The organism is Rhodococcus quanlei, assembly GCF_055231015.1.
Genome location: NZ_JBUYWD010000031.1, coordinates 25636 through 42509, shown reverse-complemented (window position 1 = coordinate 42509; position 16874 = coordinate 25636). Strand labels below are relative to the sequence as shown.

General features: G+C 64.6%; 15 protein-coding genes. 9 read left to right on the top strand and 6 right to left on the bottom strand.

Going from position 1 to position 16874, the window contains the following annotated elements; translation table 11 throughout:
• Window positions 1–86: 86 nt before the first annotated feature.
• Window positions 87–1265 carry a VWA domain-containing protein gene (locus ACZI8Q_RS20205; RefSeq protein WP_463375361.1) on the bottom strand — a complete coding sequence of 393 codons (1179 nt, stop codon included), beginning with the start codon at window positions 1263–1265 and terminating at the stop codon, window positions 87–89.
• On the bottom strand, window positions 1213–2109 hold the full coding sequence (locus ACZI8Q_RS20200; RefSeq protein ID WP_463375365.1) for an AAA family ATPase: 897 nt from the start codon (window positions 2107–2109) through the stop codon (window positions 1213–1215). Before ACZI8Q_RS20200 ends, ACZI8Q_RS20205 begins: the two co-directional genes overlap by 53 nt.
• Window positions 2110–2208: 99 nt before the next feature.
• Here ACZI8Q_RS20200 and ACZI8Q_RS20195 point away from each other — a divergent pair, with 99 nt between their 5' ends.
• Together ACZI8Q_RS20195 and ACZI8Q_RS20190 are read left to right on the top strand one after the other, a co-directional pair.
• Window positions 2209–4419: a thiamine pyrophosphate-dependent enzyme gene (locus ACZI8Q_RS20195; protein ID WP_463375360.1), complete on the top strand. Its 2211-nt coding sequence runs from the start codon at window positions 2209–2211 to the stop codon at window positions 4417–4419.
• A 10-nt stretch (window positions 4420–4429) separates the two neighbouring features.
• Window positions 4430–5188: an NRDE family protein gene (locus tag ACZI8Q_RS20190; protein WP_463375359.1), complete on the top strand. Its 759-nt coding sequence runs from the start codon at window positions 4430–4432 to the stop codon at window positions 5186–5188.
• Between the two features lie 16 nt (window positions 5189–5204).
• Here ACZI8Q_RS20190 and ACZI8Q_RS20185 read toward each other — a convergent pair whose 3' ends face one another.
• Complete coding sequence (locus ACZI8Q_RS20185) at window positions 5205–6269, bottom strand: glycerophosphodiester phosphodiesterase family protein (protein ID WP_463375358.1); 1065 nt, start codon at window positions 6267–6269, stop codon at window positions 5205–5207.
• Between the two features lie 378 nt (window positions 6270–6647).
• Here ACZI8Q_RS20185 and ACZI8Q_RS20180 point away from each other — a divergent pair, with 378 nt between their 5' ends.
• On the top strand, window positions 6648–8075 hold the full coding sequence (locus ACZI8Q_RS20180; protein ID WP_463375357.1) for a hypothetical protein: 1428 nt from the start codon (window positions 6648–6650) through the stop codon (window positions 8073–8075).
• A 24-nt stretch (window positions 8076–8099) separates the two neighbouring features.
• Here ACZI8Q_RS20180 and ACZI8Q_RS20175 read toward each other — a convergent pair whose 3' ends face one another.
• A complete protein-coding gene (locus ACZI8Q_RS20175) occupies window positions 8100–8555 on the bottom strand; it encodes a nucleoside deaminase (protein WP_463375356.1) in 456 nt (151 codons plus the stop codon).
• A 117-nt stretch (window positions 8556–8672) separates the two neighbouring features.
• Between ACZI8Q_RS20175 and ACZI8Q_RS20170 the strand changes: the two genes are divergently transcribed.
• The gene (locus ACZI8Q_RS20170) at window positions 8673–9653 is read left to right on the top strand and encodes an SGNH/GDSL hydrolase family protein (RefSeq protein WP_463375355.1); all 981 of its coding nucleotides are present in this window, start codon (window positions 8673–8675) and stop codon (window positions 9651–9653) included.
• A gap of 17 nt (window positions 9654–9670) precedes the next feature.
• On the opposite strand, the gene ACZI8Q_RS20165 is transcribed toward ACZI8Q_RS20170, so the two are convergent.
• A complete protein-coding gene (locus ACZI8Q_RS20165; protein WP_463375354.1) occupies window positions 9671–10000 on the bottom strand; it encodes a hypothetical protein in 330 nt (109 codons plus the stop codon).
• Between the two features lie 118 nt (window positions 10001–10118).
• Between ACZI8Q_RS20165 and ACZI8Q_RS20160 the strand changes: the two genes are divergently transcribed.
• The 5 genes from ACZI8Q_RS20160 (at window position 10119) to ACZI8Q_RS20140 (ending at window position 15075) form a co-directional block, all read left to right on the top strand.
• Window positions 10119–11543: a lipase maturation factor family protein gene (locus tag ACZI8Q_RS20160; protein ID WP_463375353.1), complete on the top strand. Its 1425-nt coding sequence runs from the start codon at window positions 10119–10121 to the stop codon at window positions 11541–11543.
• 79 nt (window positions 11544–11622) lie between these two features.
• Window positions 11623–12696: an NAD(P)H-dependent amine dehydrogenase family protein gene (locus ACZI8Q_RS20155; RefSeq protein ID WP_463375352.1), complete on the top strand. Its 1074-nt coding sequence runs from the start codon at window positions 11623–11625 to the stop codon at window positions 12694–12696.
• A 70-nt stretch (window positions 12697–12766) separates the two neighbouring features.
• Window positions 12767–13585 carry an arylamine N-acetyltransferase family protein gene (locus ACZI8Q_RS20150; protein WP_463375351.1) on the top strand — a complete coding sequence of 273 codons (819 nt, stop codon included), beginning with the start codon at window positions 12767–12769 and terminating at the stop codon, window positions 13583–13585.
• Between the two features lie 8 nt (window positions 13586–13593).
• The gene (locus ACZI8Q_RS20145; protein ID WP_463375350.1) at window positions 13594–14454 is read left to right on the top strand and encodes a spermidine synthase; all 861 of its coding nucleotides are present in this window, start codon (window positions 13594–13596) and stop codon (window positions 14452–14454) included.
• A 237-nt stretch (window positions 14455–14691) separates the two neighbouring features.
• Window positions 14692–15075, top strand: coding sequence for a hypothetical protein (locus ACZI8Q_RS20140; protein WP_463375349.1), 384 nt, complete (start codon window positions 14692–14694; stop codon window positions 15073–15075).
• A 151-nt stretch (window positions 15076–15226) separates the two neighbouring features.
• On the opposite strand, the gene ACZI8Q_RS20135 is transcribed toward ACZI8Q_RS20140, so the two are convergent.
• Entirely contained in the window at window positions 15227–16723 is a 1497-nt protein-coding gene (locus ACZI8Q_RS20135) for an MFS transporter (protein ID WP_463375348.1), read from the bottom strand.
• Between the last annotated feature and the right edge of the window lie 151 nt (window positions 16724–16874).

Here is a 16874-nt window from a genome sequence, read left to right as displayed (position 1 = left end):
TTGACCGCGATCTGCACCGCTGTCGCCCCGGACGCGGTCCGAATCTTGCGAATGTACGCCGCCACCCGACAGATCCTACCGATCGGTTAGTGTGCCAAATCCCGAACCCGCAAGCCCTCTACCAGTGCAGACATCACATCAACACTGGGAATCCGCTCCGACCTGTGCAAGTCAGGTGCGAGACCGGGGCGCGACGGTTCGCCGGGACGGAACATTCCCGTGATCTCGTCACACGAATCGACGAATCCGAAGCTGCGCACCTTCGTGAACTGGTCTTGCATCGCCTGAATCAACATCAGGGTGAACTCGGCGAATCCGGAGACAGAGCCGGACACGTCGGCCAGGATCACGAGATCGGGTCTTCCGTGCCGCCGTGCCTGCAGCACCGGGCGCATGGGAACGCCACCGGTCGCCATCGACTTGCGCACTGTGCGCCGCATGTCGATCTGCCCGCGAACAGCCCGGCGCCGGCGGGACGAAACACGTGTCGCGAGGGTGCGTGCCAACGGATACACCAGTCGCCGCATTTCGGCGAGATCCTGCCGATTCGCGGCGAGGAAGCCGCGGTCCTCCGCACTGTCCGGTACGGCGGCACGGGCGACGAACTCGGCTCCACGCTGCTGCGTCCTCCGGCGGAGCGCCTCGCTTTCCACCCGAGAACGCAGGTCCTCGACGCGGCGGCGCGCTTCGAGGGCGAAGGCCGCATCCCGCACGCCGTTTCCACGCGATCCCTGCTGCGCCCCGGCCATCGCCACCAGTTCGTCCGTCGTTCCGAGTCGCTGAAGCGCCTGAAGCGCGGAGAACCGTTGGCCTGCATTGCCGCCCGATCCAGATCTTCCGCTGTCGCCGATCTCGCCCAACGAGTCGAGAACCTGGCCAGCCAGGTTCTCGGTGTCGGCAGTGTCGTCCCCGGAGATTGCCATGATCACCTTCTCGTGCAGCGTGGCGAAATCCGGAGCAGGGTGTGCGGGTGAGTGCCCGTCGGAGCTGTCGAAATACAGGCAGAAGATTCGGTCGAAGGTGACGCGCTGGTTCGGCCGGCGCAGCAGGGTGGCAGCCAATCCGGATCGGAGCCGGCCGAGATCGTCTTGTCCGAGAACGACCATCGCGGCCGCAGCATCGACGGTATCGCTCGTTCCGATTTCGATTCCGTGTTCACGGAGAGTCCCGACGAACTCGACGAGTCTCGCTGATTCGCCCGCCGCCGGCACGTTACTGCCGCTTCGGCTTGTCGTCGAGATGCAATGAACTGGAGGCGGTTTCATGATCGGATCGATACTTCAGCAGCACGCCCATCGTGGATCGCACCACCGAGTTGCTGATCTCCCGGACGCGAAGTCCTCGCAGTGTTCGTGCCCAGTCGACGGTTTCGGCGATGGACGGTGGCTTACGGAGGTCGAGTTGACGCAGTGCCGACACGATCTCGACCGCTGAGGCAGCGACCGATTCGTCGAGCTCCGGCACCTTCGAACGCACGATCTCGAGTTCGAGGTCGGGTTCCGGAAAGTCGATGTGTAGGAACAGGCAACGTCGTTTGAGGGCCTCGGACACCTCACGGTTGGCGTTGGACGTGACAACCACGAACGGTGTGCGAACGGCTTCGATGGTGCCGATTTCTGGGATGGTCACCTGGAAATCACCGAGGACCTCGAGGAGCAGCCCCTCCACCTCGAGGTCTGCCTTGTCGAGCTCGTCGATGAGTAGAACGGTGGGGTCGGGGTTTCGGATCGCGGTCAGGAGTGGCCGCGTGAGCAGAAACTCCTCGGTGAACACGTGGTCACGCGTGTCCTCCCAGGACTCACCCTGCGCTGCGGTGATACGCAGCAGCTGTTTGGCGTGATTCCATTCGTAGAGCGCGCGGGACTCGTCGATGCCCTCGTAGCACTGCAATCGCACCAGTTCCGAGTTCGTCGCTGCTGCGATGGCTCGGGACAGTTCGGTCTTACCGACGCCGGCTGGACCCTCGACGAGAAGTGGTTTGTGCAGGTAGTCGGCCAGGAAGACGGCCGTCGCGATGTCGAGCGACGGCAGGTAGCCCACGGCGCTCAAGCGCTCGGTCACCTCGTCGACCGAAGTGAACAAGGCGCCCGGTTCGGCTGGGTGTGTCATCTCCGTGTCCGCGCTCATCGCAGCATCGAGCGTATACCAGCGGGTACGTCGGGTATCCGCCAGAATGAGCATTGCCCCTGCCGCAAGGAGGCGATATCGATGGGTGAGCAGGTCGACGAGCACTTCATCGAACGTGTCCGCGCTCTTTCATCATCGGAAACACGGCACACCGGACCGTCCGAACCGGTGCGTCAGGGATCGTCACTGACGGTCGCCGCGCTCCTGGATCTGTTCGACGACCAGGCGGGCAGTCGTCACCTCGATCTGGCCGCTCGCCGGCTCAGAGCCGAGGGGCGGGGGTATTACACGATCGGCTCCGCCGGGCACGAGAGCAACGCCGCTGTCGCCGCAGCGCTGCGTCCCACCGATCCGGCGCTGTTGCACTACCGTTCGGGTGGCTTCTACCTCGCCCGTGCTCGTCAGGTCGGCAATGGCGATCCGTTGCTCGACGTCCTGCTGGGTATTGTCGCTGCGGCCGACGATCCGATATCCGGTGGTCGTCACAAGGTTTTCGGCCGCCACGACCTGGCGGTGATTCCGCAAACGTCCACCGTCGCCTCACATCTTCCTCGTGCAGTCGGGCTAGCGTTCGCGATCCCCCGTGCCGCGAAGCAGGGGGTACGCGTTCCGTGGCCCCATGACGCGCTGGTGGTGTGCAGCTTCGGGGATGCCTCCGCCAACCACTCGACGACCACCGGTGCCGTGAACGCAGCGGCGAACATCGCGTACCGCGGGATGTCACTGCCGTTGCTGCTGGTCTGCGAGGACAACGGACTCGGGATCAGTGTTCGCACGCCGGACGGCTGGATCGAGCGGATGTATTCGAACAGTGGTGATGTGAAGTATTTTTCAGCAGAAGGTCACGACACTGTGGGGAGCTTCGAGGTTGCCGCGGGTGCCGCGAACTGGGTGCGGACACACCGGAAACCGGCGCTCCTGCATCTGAAGACGGTGCGAATGATGGGGCACGCCGGGTCGGACGTGGAGTCTGCGTATCGCGAGACCGCCGATATCGCGGAAGATCTCGAACGCGACCCTCTGCTCGGGACGGCCCGAGTTCTCGTCGAAACGGGGGTTCTCACGACGGCAGAGATTCTGGAGCGTTACGAGAATACCCGAAAGGCCGTATCCGACAAAGCTCGTGAGGCGTCGGGGCATCCACCGTTGACATCCGCACCGCAGATCATGGCGCCGCTGGCCATGCCGACACCCCGCGAGGTCCAGGCTGCAATGGCACCCGTTCCTGGTGGCGACCGTCGTCCGCTCACCGTCGCACAAGCGATCGGCCGCGCACTCGCGGACATCCTCGACGCGTATCCGGAGGCGTTGGTGTTCGGCGAAGACGTCGCTCGCAAAGGTGGTGTGTACGGGGTGACACGTGGTCTGGCGGTCAAGGCAGGTCCGGCCCGAGTATTCGACACCCTGCTCGACGAGCAGACGATTCTGGGCTTGGCTCTCGGATCTGCGTCGACGGGCTTCCTGCCGATACCGGAGATTCAGTACCTGGCCTACCTGCACAACGCCGAGGACCAGTTACGCGGCGAGGCTGCGACACTGAAGTTCTTTTCGGAGAGCCGTTTTCGGAATCCGATGGTGATCCGTATGGCCGCGTACGGCTATCAGAAGGGATTCGGCGGTCACTTTCACAACGACAATGCGATCGGTGTACTCCGGGATATTCCGGGCATGATCGTTGCTTCGCCTGCGACACCGGATGACGCGGCCGCGATGCTGCGAACCTGCGTGGCAGCGACGAAAGCGTCCGGGATGCCATGCGTCTTTCTGGAGCCGATCGCTCTCTATCACCGGCGTGATCTGCACGAGGACGGCGACGAGAAATGGATGGCGCCCTATCCCGCCACTGAACGGCATGTGCCGCTGGCAACCGCACGTACGTACGGCACCGGCGCCGATCTCACCATCGTGACGTTCGGGAACGGTCTCCTGCTGAGCGTGCAGGCGTCGGCGGCGTTGCGTGACCGAGGCATCGCAGCGCGCGTCGTGGACCTGCGCTGGCTGGTGCCGCTTCCGGTCACCGACATCATCCGCGAGGCGAACGCGACGGGCCGAGTGCTCGTGGTCGACGAAACGCGGCGATCGGGCGGCGTCTCCGAAGGTGTCGTCAGCGCCCTGGTGGATTCGGGATATACCGGTGCACTCCGGAGAGTGACCAGCGAGGACAGCTTCATCCCGTTGGGTGAAGCGGCATTGCGGGTGTTGGTGTCGAAAACCCAGATCGTCGATGCGGCAGCGAGCCTCGTCTCGGAAGTACACCCCGCGAACGTGCCGTCGTGGCGGAGGGGGCCGTAGTATCCGCAGCATGTGCCTGCTGCTCATCGCGTGGAAGGTCCACCCCGAATACCCGCTGGTCGTGGCCGCGAACCGAGACGAGTTCTACGCGCGTCCCACTCAGCCTCTGCATCGATGGTCCGAACAGGGCGACCTGGTGGCCGGGCGCGATGTGACCAGCGGCGGTACCTGGTTGGGTGTTCGTGAGGGACGTTTCGCAGCGGTCACCAATGTTCGTGAGGGGGTGCCGACCGGGGCTGGGGCGCCACGTTCGCGTGGCCTGCTGACCACCGACTTCCTCGTCACAGCCGAGGCTCCAGCCCCGTACACGCAGGCCGTTGCTGCGGACGGTGACCGGTACGAGGGATTCAATCTGCTCGCGTGCGACCTCGAAGAGCTGTGGTGGACGTCCAACCGCTTCGGTACGGAACCGGTCACGCCGGGAATTCACGGTCTGTCGAACAGCGCACTCGATACCGCGTGGCCCAAGGTCACCGAAGGCACCGCAGCCTTCGAACACCTCGCAGCCACCGACGACGGCAGCGAAGACACCACGGAGCGGTACCTGGACCTCCTGTTCGATACCACGCCCGCCCCACCGAACCTGCTGCCGCAGACGGGCGTCGGCGAGGAGATGGAGCGGGTGCTTTCGCCTCGGTTCGTGGACTTCGAGGAGTACGGCACGCGGGCGAGCACCGTCGTACGCATGCGGGCAGACGCCGGATTCGCCGTCACCGAGCGCAGGTACGAGCGCTCCCGCATCACAGGGGAAACCACGATCCGGTCGTAACAACGATCCGGAACCATCACGGCGCCGGGAAGCCCTGTGGAAGGTCCATTCCGCGGTCGGTCATCACGGCCCGCAGTCGAGTCGGGTAATTGGTGATGATGCCGTCGACACCGAGGTCGATGAGCTCGTTCATGCGGGCGGGGTCGTCGACGGTCCACGGCACGACGCGAAGGCCGACGTTGTGCGCGCCCTCGATCAGGTTCGCGTCCACCAGCTTGTGTGACGGCGACATGACCTCGGCGCCCAGCTGCTCGGCGGCCTTGAAGATGTCGCCACCCACTGCGTCGTAGTCGACGGGTCCGGTCCACGGCGAACCCGGCACCCACTTGGGCTCGTTCCACAACATCACCAATGGAATGGACGGCTCCGCGGCCCGTACCAGCGGCAGAGAACTCCAGTCGAAGCTCTGGATCATCACCTTGTCGACGACACCGGCGCTGCGCACCTCGCGCAGGATCGCGTCGACGTATTCTTGTGGGGAAGCGGTGAGTTCTGGTTGCTCCGCTTCGATCTTCGTTTCGATGTTGAAGTGCACGTCTGCGTTGTGGGCAGCGGCGAGCGCGAACACGTCCCGCAACTGGATCAGCTTGTTGCCCTTCACCGTTTCCGCGTCGGGGTGGCCGGGCTGGATCTTGTCGCAGGCGAGGGTCTGCAGCTGCATCCACGTCAGATCGTGGATGGCGTCCCCGACGTACGGGAACTGTGGGTCGTCGGTGGTGGCGGGTGCGGTATCCGAGCATTTCTTCGACGAGATCTTGGCATCGTGCCAGACGACGGGAACTCCGTCCTTGCTCATGACGATGTCCAATTCGAGGGTCGTCACGCCCAGTTCGAGTGCCTTCCGGAAGCCGGGCAGCGACTCTTCGATGGTCTCGCCCATGCCGCCGCGGTGTGCTTGCAGATCGAAGCCGTCGGGCAGATTCGATTCCGGGCCGCCACCATCGAGCGAACCGGAGTCGAGGGAGTCGATCAGATCGGTGAGCGGTGAGGCCGAGGCGGGTGCTGTGGCAGCGCCGATTGCGGCGATGGTGCAGACGGCTGCGGCAGCGGCGCGTAGCGGGGAACGTCGAGAGTGCGACATGGGGTCCTTTCGCGTCCGAACACCCCGAGGGGGGGCGTAACGGACCGGACGCTAACAGTGCGGCGCAGAGAACTCCCTTCGAGTGCGGGCAGTTTCGAGTCCGTTCGCGATCCTTTCGCGGCCTGGGCGCGGGTGTGTCGACGAGTGTTCACCTACCGACGCCTTCGACTAATAAGAATCAGACGTGTATCTTCTAGTTGGTCGCCCGGAGATGCGCGGTGACTGCGAGCCCGTCATGAACGCATCCCCGCGGCCTTCTTTCGAGCCGTTACCGAGGAGACTTTCGTGCCCATCAACCTGCGCTTCTCACATCCGGCCCGGACGAAAATACGGTCGACCCGTCGGCGCGTACGACGGAGAGTGTCTGCGGGACTGGCAGTGACAGTGACGGGCGCAATGATGTCGGCGGCGCCGGCCGTGGCAGAACCGACCGCGCTGACGATCACCGTCGATGCCGACGCCGTCGGTGGTCACACGATCCCAGCGAACTTTTTGGGTCTGTCGTGGGAAGCCGACCAGCTGCACCAACCGTGGGTGGGGACCGGCACCGGCAATCTCGCAACCCTGCTCAACGAGTTGGGGCCGGGCAGCTTACGCTTCTCGGCCAACGCAGTGGACCAGACTCCCTGGCGGCCCGACGCCGGCCCCGACTCACCCGGACCGGTGATCACCGCGGCAGACCTCTACCGCGCCGGCGACCTCGCCCGAGCGACGCAGTGGCCGGTGGATCTGGGGGTGAACCTGAACGCGAACAATCCCGCCGCGGCGGCGGACCAGGTCCGCACCGCACAAGCGGCGATGGGGCCGTGGCTTCGCTCGGTGCAGATCGGGAACCAACCCGACCGCTTCCCGCTCATGAAGCTCGCGCCCTACGACCAGGCCACCTACATCGACCAGGTTCGTAGCTACCGGCAGGCCATCGACGCTGCCGCACCTGGGGTGCGCTATGCGGGCCCGGACGCGTCCATGGCAGGGGGCGCCGTGCCGCTCGGCGACCTCTACGCTCCCCATGCCCAGTCGTGGCGGGAGGCATATCTGGGTGCCTTCGCCGATCAGGGTGACTTCCTCAATCAGCACTACTACCCGCTTGTGCGCACACCTGGCGCGGACACTGCGGCCATGGTCGATCAACTCAACTCACCCGCCACCGCCGAAGCCGATCGCCGCTTCATCGAACAACTCGTCCGCGAAGCCGACGCGGCCGCAGTCGCTCCGCGATTGTCGGAGACCAACAGCGTCGCAGGCAACGGGCAACCAGGAGTGTCGAACACCTTCGGTGCCGCACTGTGGACCTTGGACTACCTGCTCATGGCCGCCGAAGCGGGCATCACCGGGGTGAACATGCACCAGCAGCCCGATGACTGTGGCAGCTACACCTGGGTGTGCTTCGCCGATGGCACCGACACGCTGCACGCCCAGCCGCCCTACTACGCGGGTCTGCTCTTCTCCGAGCTGCGTGGAGGCACGTTCTTGCCCACGCAGGTTTCCGATCCTGATGCTGGTGTCTCGGCGTACGGGCTGCGCATGCCGGACGGCAGCGTCAAGGTCGTCGTCGACGACTCGAGGCGCGAGGCGGATCGCGACGTCACCGTGCACGTGAAGGGGTCGACGGCGACGACCGCCTCGGCGCAATGGCTGACCGCACCGTCCCCGTATGCCACCGACGCGGTCCGCTTTGCCGGCAGCGAGGTCGCCGCGGACGGCAGCTTCACACCCGCGTCGGCAGAACAGATGTCGGCGCAGTCGGGCAGCTTCGACCTCGATTTCAGTGGCCCCGCAGCCGTCGTCGTCGACATCGCATCCTGACCGGCCGAGTTGTTCGGGCACGCTTCAGGGCGGCACCCCGATGTCCTCGTGCCACAGGTTCGGTCGATCCCGGATGAACTTGCGCATGATGTCGACACATCGGCTGTCGTCGAGGACGGTGACGTCCACTCCGTGGTCTGCCAGCCAGTCATGGCCGCCGGTGAAGGTGACGTTTTCGCCGATGATCACCGCGCCGATCCCGAACTGGCGAACGAGGCCACTGCAGTACCAGCACGGGGACAGCGTCGTCACCATGATCGTGGAGCGGTAGTCCCGCTGACGACCAGCGTTGCGGAAGGCCGCCGTCTCGGCGTGTACGGACGGATCGTCGTCCTGCACACGTCGGTTGTGTCCGCGGCCGAGCAGTGTGCCATCGGATGTGAACAGTGCGGCCCCGACCGGGATGCCGCCTTCGGCGAGACCGATGCGCGCCTCCTCGAGCGCGACGTCGATCAACGGCGTGGTGCCGAGGTCGATCATGCGTTCAGCTCATCTCAGTGACGACTTCGTGTCAACCGATCGCCCCCGCGCAAGACCGATTGCTATGCGTTAGCCGATTACTCTGCGCTGCGTGCGTCTTCGTTCTACTGTGGGGCCATGACCAGTGAGGGCGTAGGTCACCGCTCGGAGCATTTCGGTGTTTCGGGAAATACTCGCCGGTCGCTGCGTGCGCTGATGGTTGCTGTGCTTGCGGCTACGGTCACGGTGTGGAGTGCCGCCACGACGCAACCGGCCAATGCAACCGCGCCCCCGATCGTCGTGGAGCCGCTGGACTACGTGGCCCTCGGTAGCTCGTTCGCGGCGGGGCCGCTGATCGCACCCGTGATCGATGCCGATTGCACCCGCTCGGGAAGCAACTATCCACACCTGGTGGCCGAGCAGCTGGGGTATCGGCTCACCGACCGAAGCTGTTCCGGTGCAACGACAGCCAGCATTCTCCACAAGCCGCAGAGGCCCAACTACGGACTCGGCGCTCCGCAACCGCCGCAGATCGAGGCTGTGACGTCGGAGACCGATCTGGTCACGGTGACCATCGGCGGAAACGACGTCGGTCACATGAGTCGGTTGGTCGCGGACAGTTGCGCGACGCTGTTGGAACGGGCAGGCGGAGTGTCGTCGTCCGCGGTGTTCGACAGCCTGTGTAGCACCGTCGGTACGCCGCCGTCCTCGGAGCCCGCTCCCGATGCGTACGCCAAGGTGGAAGCCGCGCTCGAAACAATCGTTGCGCAGGCGCGGAGTCGGGCGCCGCAGGCGCAGGTGGTGTTCGTGGACTACCTACGCATCCTGCCGAAAGACGGAACCGTGTGTGATGCAGTGCCTCTCACCCCGCAGCGCGCCGCAACAACGGTGCGCATTCACGACGCCGTTGCGGATGCCACCGCGCGTGCGGCGAAAGACACCGGTGCGCAGTTGGTGCGGGCATCTCAGCTCGGTGTCGGACACTCCGCCTGTTCGGACGACCCCTGGTTGGCGGGCTTCGAGGTGGTGCAGCCCGGCAGTGGCGGCGCGATCTTCTACCACCCGAATGCGAAGGGGATGGCCGCCGTTGCCGATCAGATAGTGAAGCAGATCAGCTGATCACGACAGTCTGCTGATCACGACAGCCAGGGCGGCACCGGCGGTTTGACCCACATGATCTTCTCGTCCGCATGCTTCTTCGCGGCTGCGCTGTGATCGGGGTTCTTCGCAGCCCACTGCGTCTTCTCCCGCAGCAGCTCCGCGACGGTGGTCCAAGTTTCCGTGGAGCGGGGCGGGTGCGCTCCGGCGGCGCGGGCCAGCTTTTTGAGCTGTGAATCGGGGAGGGCAAGCAGTTCGTCACCACTGATGTCGCGGTCCCACACATAGCGAGCGATTCCGAGTGCCTTCTCCCGCCGGTTTCGCGCCGCTTGTTCGGTGTGCGCAAAATCGACGTCCTGCGGGTCCACGGCCACCTCCTGTTCGTACTCGACGATTGTAAGGGGGACCCGGTGGGTACCTCGAGGCGTATCGTTCCATTCAAGAGGAACGAAACCACGAACAAGCCCTGGTCAGAGGGTGGCCGCGATGGAATGGTTCGTCGCCGAAGACTATTCGCTCGGCCGGATGCTGTTCACTCACGGTCTCGGGATCTTGTACCTCATGGCATTCATAGGGGCGGCCCGCCAGTTCAAGGGGCTCATCGGTACGGATGGTCTGCTCCCGGTCTCGGATTTCGTGTCCGATATACCGTTCGGACGCTCACCCAGCCTGTTTCACCTGCACTATTCCGATCGATTCTTCGCGGTGGTGGCCTGGTCGGGTGCCGGGCTCGGGGTCGTGACGGCCGTAGGTGTGACGACGCGACTGCCGCTGCTCGCCTGTATGGCCGTGTGGTTCGCGATGTGGGTGCTCTATCTTTCCATCGTCAACGTCGGGCAGGCGTGGTACTCGTTCGGATGGGAGTCGCTGCTGCTCGAGGCCGGGTTTCTCGCCATCTTCGTTGGCAACGCGGACACCGCGCCACCCATTCTCGTTCTGATCCTGCTGAGGTGGATTCTGTTCCGGCTCGAGTTCGGTGCCGGACTCATCAAAATGCGTGGTGACGCCTGCTGGCGCAACCTGACCTGCATGTATTACCACCACGAAAGTCAACCGATGCCGGGACCGTTCAGTTGGCATTTTCACCATCTACCGAAACCCCTGCACAAGGTGGAAGCGGCCGGCAACCATGTCGTTCAACTGGTCGTCCCGTTCGGGCTGTTCCTGCCACAACCGGTAGCCGCGTTCGCTGCCGCGGCGATGATCGGAACGCAACTCTGGCTGGTGGCAAGCGGCAACTTCGCCTGGCTCAACTGGGCAGCCATCGTTCTCGCCGTGTCGGTGCTTCCCGATTCGATTCTCGAACCGATTCTGCCGTTTTCGGTCGATACCGGCTTCACGTCGCCGCCGGCACCATTCGTTGCAGTCGTCGTCGCCGTGACGGCACTCGTCGTGGTCCTCAGTTATCGACCCGCCCGCAACCTGGTGTCCAAGAGACAGGTGATGAACGCATCCTTCGACAAATGGCATCTCGTCAATACCTATGGCGCGTTCGGCACCGTCACCAAAATTCGTCACGAGATCGTTCTCGAGGGCACAACCGACGCGGTACTTTCGGACACCACCGAGTGGCGCGAGTACGAGTTCAAGGGCAAACCAGGAGACGTCCGACGGCGGCCGGGGCAGTTCGCGCCCTATCACCTGCGACTCGACTGGCTCATGTGGTTTGCGGCGCTGTCTCCGTCCTATGCGCGTTCCTGGTTCCCCGGAATGGTCGCCAAACTTCTCGATGCCGACCCGTCCGTACTGGCGTTGGTGCGCACCGACCCGTTCCTGGGGGAGAAACCGCATTTCGTTCGCGCCCGCTACTACCGGTATAGGTACACGAGTCGGAGGGAACGGCGCGAGAGCGGCGCGTGGTGGCATCGCGAACTGGTCGGCGACTACATGCCGCCAGTCTCTCGGGGATAGGGGATGTGCGAATCAGCCGCACACAGAAACTGGAACCTGTTACATTCGCCGCAACCTCGGCGACAACAGGAGTCCAGAAATGGTGTACCGCGTAGTGGAATGGTCGACCGGTACGGTCGGAAAGCATGCGATCGCCGGGATCGACGCGCATCCCGAACTCGAGCTGGTCGGGGTGTGGGTCTCGAACCCGGACAAGGTGGGTAAGGACGCCGGTGAGCTCGCCGGTCTCGACCGCAGCCTCGGGGTGCAGGCATCCGGGGACAAGGACGAGCTCCTGGCCCTGAATCCGGACTGCATCGTCCACACCGCCATGACCGACGACCGGATCTTCGAAGCGATCGAGGACCTCGTTTCGTTCCTCGAGGCCGGAATCAACGTGGTGTCCTCGGGTCCGGTGCTGCTGCAATACCCGTACGGCGTCATCCCCGATGACTTGGTGAGCCGCATCGCGGATGCAGGAAAGAGCAACGGTTCCACTCTGCATGTCAACGGCATCGATCCCGGCTTCGCGAACGACGTTCTGCCGCTGGTGATGACGAGCCTGTCGCAGCGGATCGACGAGGTGCGTTGCTCGGAGATCGCCGACTACTCCACCTATTACCAGCCCGTCGTGATGCGCGACATCTTCGGATTCGGCAAACCGCTGGACGAGACGCCACCGCTGTTGCAGCCAGGGGTGCTGTCGATGGCGTGGGGCAGCGTGGTCCGGCAGATCGCCGCCGGTCTGGGGGTGACGCTGGACGAGCCGCTCGTCGAGAAATTCGAACGGGAGGCGACGGACGTCGATCTGGACATCGCGTCGTGCCACATTCCGAAAGGCACCGCCGCTGCACTGCGGTTCGAGGTGATCGGCGCCGTGAACGGCGTGCCCAAGGTGGTGCTCGAACACGTGACGCGCACTCGCCGGGACCAGGTGCCGGACTGGCCGCAGCCCGCACGAGGGGACGGCGCGTACCGCATCGAGATCAAGGGCGAACCGGCCATGACGGTGGACTTCAGCCACCACGGCGAGAGTGGCGACCACAACGATTCCGGCATGATCACCACGGCGATGCGCCTGGTCAACGCGGTTCCTGCCGTCGTCGGAGCCGATCCGGGCCTGGCGACTGCACTCGACCTTCCTCAGATCACCGGTCGCGGCCTCGTCAGCTGACCAGGGGCGTATTCTCGATTCGCGATTGTTCGCACCCGGTTGTTCGACGGCGGTACGCGGAGGAGGTGTCATGGCGGGCAGTGACGAGGCCCTCGACCTCGACCGATACTTCGAGCGCATCGGATACGCCGGTGCCCGAACCCCGACAGGATCCACCTTGGATGCGATCATCGCCCATCACGCATCCGCCATTCCGTTCGAGAATCTCGATCCGTTCACCGGCCGGCCCAATCGCATCGACCTGACGTCGGTAACGCACAAGTTGATCGAATCCGGTCGCGGTGGATACTGCTTCGAACAGAATTTGCTGCTGCGGTCGGTGCTGTTGTCCCTGGGCTACGACGTGACCGCGTTGGCGGCCCGAGTGCTCTGGGGCACGGGTGATTACGTGCTCACTCGTCGATCGCACATGCTTCTGATGGTGGAGGTGGACGGCGGGCCGCGCCTCGCCGACGTCGGATTCGGTGGCATGACACCCACCGCGTCGCTTGCCTTCGAAACGGATGTCGAACAGTCGACGCCCCTCGAGTCGTTCCGCCTGACGATGTTGGGAGACGACTATGCGTTGCAAGGGAAGGTGGACGGCACGTGGCGGTCCATCTACCGATTCGATCTGGCCCCGCAGCATCCGGTCGACTACGAGGCCATCAATTGGTACCTCTCCACCTCGCCGCAGTCGCGTTTCGTCACCGGCTTGGTGGCGGCCCGCCCGACGTCCGACCGTCGGTTTGCGCTCAGCGGGCCGCGCCTGACGGTCCACCACCTGAACGGGCCGAGTGAGCGACGCGAGCTCGCGGATGTGGACGAGTTCCGTGCCGCCCTGGAGAACGACCTGCTGATCGATACCGCCGGAATCCCGTTGGATCTCGTCTACGCCAGGCTGAGTTGATCCGCAGCGTGGCGAAGAAGCGCGGAGCCAAGGCTCGAACACGGGGCAACGACAACGGTCCGTCCGCCGGTGTGTACGAGATAGACACCGGCACTTGCGAACTGGTCGAAGATCGACATTCAGGTAATAGCTGGCTGGTCAAGATCAACGGCGTCGAGAGTTCACACATCGACCTGAACGATCCCGAGCGACTCGACTTCGAGTACATGCGGTGGATTGCGAGTCTTACGCAATCCGAGTGGGATTCGAGTGCAAGGCTTCGCACGCTGCACCTCGGTGGCGGTGCATGCACCCTTGCGCGGTATCTGTCGGCTGTTTACCCGGAGGCCCGTCAGGTTGCGGTGGAGGTGGACGGGCGGATGGCCGCCCTCGTGCGCGAGTGGTTCGGACTTCCTCGTGCGCCTTTGCTGCGCATCCGGGTCGGCGATGCTCGTGCGGTGACGGAGACGTTGACGGAGTCGTCGCGGGATTTGGTGATCCGAGACGTGTTCTCGGGAAGCACGACTCCGCGTTCGTTGACCACCACGGAGTTCACCGGGCATGTTCGGCGCGTGCTGGCACCGGGCGGCATCTACGTCGTCAATTGTGGCGACACCCGGGACCTGACGGGTGCCAAACGGGAAGCGGCGACCATCAGTTCTCATTTCGAGTACACGGCGATCATCGCCGACCCCGCAATGCTGAAAGGCCGCCGCTACGGCAACATCGTGATCGCCGGTAGCGACGTACCCATTGCAGACGACTCGGGCCTGGTCCGCGAACTTCTGGTCGGCAGCGTGCCCGCCACGCTGTGGCGCGACGAGCAGGTCCGCAAGTTCTTCGGATCGGCCAAGGTGCTCAGCGATTTTGCCTCACCCGAGGTGGACTGAAGATCCGTGGGCTGACTGGGACCCACCGGCGCCAGAGCATTTGGGGCCGATGCTGGAATGGTCGCAGTCGAGCAATTGCGCTATCACCCCCAAGGCCCGCAAAGCACTTCGAATACCTGCACGTCTCGGCAAGCAGGGCCGTGATTGATGGCTACCGGATATCAGCCCGAATCGTCGCGAACCTCCAAGTAATTCGATCTAACGGGCACGCTGACTCCACCAGCGTCTACCCGGCCGGTGCCCGAGGCCCCGCCCCGCATCGGCCCCGGCCGCCCCTTCACCGCCCGCTATCGAGTTCCGAAATCCAACTGCAAGGACCTGGTGCTCACCGCCGGGTCGGAGGCGCTGCAGCAGGTGTCGTGGCGGCGCGGCACCAAGACGGCACCAAACAGCCCCGATGCCGTTATGCGTTCGCGGTTCGTCGCGCCGCGGGCCCGCCCCGCGGGCCATCGAGTACCCCGCGCCGACGACGGATCGGTCGAACAGGTGTGGCTCCTGGCCGAATGGCCTACCGAAGCGGCAGAACCCACCGACTACTGGGGATCGGCACCTGCACACTGTGTCACCACCGTTTCCCGACCTAACAAAGTCCTGCTAGTCACCCGGTACAACCAGTTGTAGTACTCGAAGCTGTCGGAGTACTTGACGCTGTCGACGTTCCGACTGCGGAACAGCTCGTTGCGCAGCTCCGGGGCGACACCGTCGACGTGACGGATGTCGCCCCGCGGCCGGGCCGTCCGCTGCACGCGCGTGATGCGCGGCTGGGTTCGGCTCACGCCCGTGCCGGCTCGGCGTCTGCAACCTCGACTGCCGCTTCCACCGCCTCGGCCTCGTCTACGTGGGCCGCGCGATACCGCGGCAAGAGCATCGCCAGCAGCAGCGCCGCCACCGAGGAACCGGCGGCCGCGGCCATCGTGATCTGGAAGGCGCTCTCCGACGGGATCACCGCCGAACCCAGTGTCATCGTGAACGACGCGATGATGACACCGGCGATGGCGCTGGCGAACGATGTGCCCAGCGAACGCATGAGCGTGTTGAAGCTGTTGGCCGCGCCGGTCTCCTCCGGCGGGACCGCACCCATGATCAAGGCGGGCATTGCGGCGTAGGCAAGGCCGATTCCGGACGAGATGATGCAGGTCAACACGATGATCTGCCACACCGAATGCATCCAGATCACGCCCATCAGGTAGCCGAGCGCGACGACTACCGCACCGCCCATCAGCGTGAACTTGGGGCCCCACGTCATCGTGATCCGCGAGGACAGCGGCGCCACCGCCATCATCACCAGTCCGCCGGGCGCCATCGCGAGTCCGGCAATGAGGACCGAGTGGCCCAGACCGTAGCCGGAGGCCTCCGGGATCTGGATGATCTGGGGGATGACCAGTGACTGCGCGAACATCGCGAAGCCGAAGACGATGGACGCCAGGTTGGTGAACAGCACCTGCTTGCGCACGGCGATCTGCAGGTCGACGAGCGGCCGAGTCGCGCGCAGCTCCCACACGACCCACACGGCGAAGACGACGACGGCGACGGCGAACAACGCGATCGTGCTGCCGGACGCCCAACCCCAGTCGGAACCCTTGGAGATTGCCAGCAACAGGGCGATCAACGCTGCAGAAAGGGTGCTCGCGCCGACGTAGTCGAACGGTCCCGACGAGCGCAGATGCGATTCGGGCACGAAGACGACTGTCAACCCGGTGACGACGACGCCGAGGACGGCTGACACCCAGAACAGCATGTGCCAGCTCGCGTATTCCGCGATGACGGCCGCGATCGGCATACCGAGGGCGCCGCCGACGCCGAGCGATGCACTGATGACAGCGACCGACCTCGCGAGTTTCTCCGGCTTCATCACGTCGCGCAGCAGGCTCATTCCCAGTGGGATCACGCCCGAGGCGAGACCCTGCAGCGCGCGGCCGACGATCAGCGGGATCAGGCTGGTGGCGAGCGCGCCGATAACCGAGCCGACGACGAGCATGACGAGGCTGACCAGAAGCATGCGACGTTTGCCGTACATGTCGCCCAGGCGACCCATGACTGGTGTGGCGACGGCGGCGGCCAGCAGGGTCGCCGTGATGGCCCATGCGGTGTCCGCGGCGGAGGCGTTCACCAGATCCGGCAGGGCCGGAATGATCGGGATGATCAGCGTCTGCATCAACGCCACGACGATGCCGGCGAGCGCCAGCACCGCAATGACGGGCGCCGTGTGAAGCGCAGGTCCGTCTGGTTCGCCTTTTTCTGTAATGGTGGAGTCAGGCTCTCGCAGCATCTTGGCCCAATCTGATCGAACTACCCGCAAGGGGCAGAAGGTTTTAAGTCGACTGACTTACGGTAGAATAGATCAATCAGGTGCCTTAAACCAGCCCGGGTCGGGGCACGGTGACCGACGTCTCTCAACTCGGCCGCACTCCAGGAAGGAG

Bases quoted from the DNA above. Each gene is read 5' to 3' on its own strand.
- ACZI8Q_RS20190 (WP_463375359.1), top strand. From the start codon at position 4,430: ATGTGCCTGCTGCTCATCGCGTGGAAGGTCCACCCCGAATACCCGCTG.
- ACZI8Q_RS20135 (WP_463375348.1), bottom strand. From the start codon at position 16,723: ATGCTGCGAGAGCCTGACTCCACCATTACAGAAAAAGGCGAACCAGAC.
- ACZI8Q_RS20185 (WP_463375358.1), bottom strand. From the start codon at position 6,269: ATGTCGCACTCTCGACGTTCCCCGCTACGCGCCGCTGCCGCAGCCGTC.
- ACZI8Q_RS20150 (WP_463375351.1), top strand. From the start codon at position 12,767: ATGGCGGGCAGTGACGAGGCCCTCGACCTCGACCGATACTTCGAGCGC.
- ACZI8Q_RS20160 (WP_463375353.1), top strand. From the start codon at position 10,119: ATGGAATGGTTCGTCGCCGAAGACTATTCGCTCGGCCGGATGCTGTTC.
- ACZI8Q_RS20205 (WP_463375361.1), bottom strand. From the start codon at position 1,265: ATGAAACCGCCTCCAGTTCATTGCATCTCGACGACAAGCCGAAGCGGC.
- ACZI8Q_RS20195 (WP_463375360.1), top strand. From the start codon at position 2,209: ATGGGTGAGCAGGTCGACGAGCACTTCATCGAACGTGTCCGCGCTCTT.
- ACZI8Q_RS20200 (WP_463375365.1), bottom strand. From the start codon at position 2,109: ATGACACACCCAGCCGAACCGGGCGCCTTGTTCACTTCGGTCGACGAG.
- ACZI8Q_RS20175 (WP_463375356.1), bottom strand. From the start codon at position 8,555: ATGATCGACCTCGGCACCACGCCGTTGATCGACGTCGCGCTCGAGGAG.
- ACZI8Q_RS20155 (WP_463375352.1), top strand. From the start codon at position 11,623: ATGGTGTACCGCGTAGTGGAATGGTCGACCGGTACGGTCGGAAAGCAT.
- ACZI8Q_RS20170 (WP_463375355.1), top strand. From the start codon at position 8,673: ATGACCAGTGAGGGCGTAGGTCACCGCTCGGAGCATTTCGGTGTTTCG.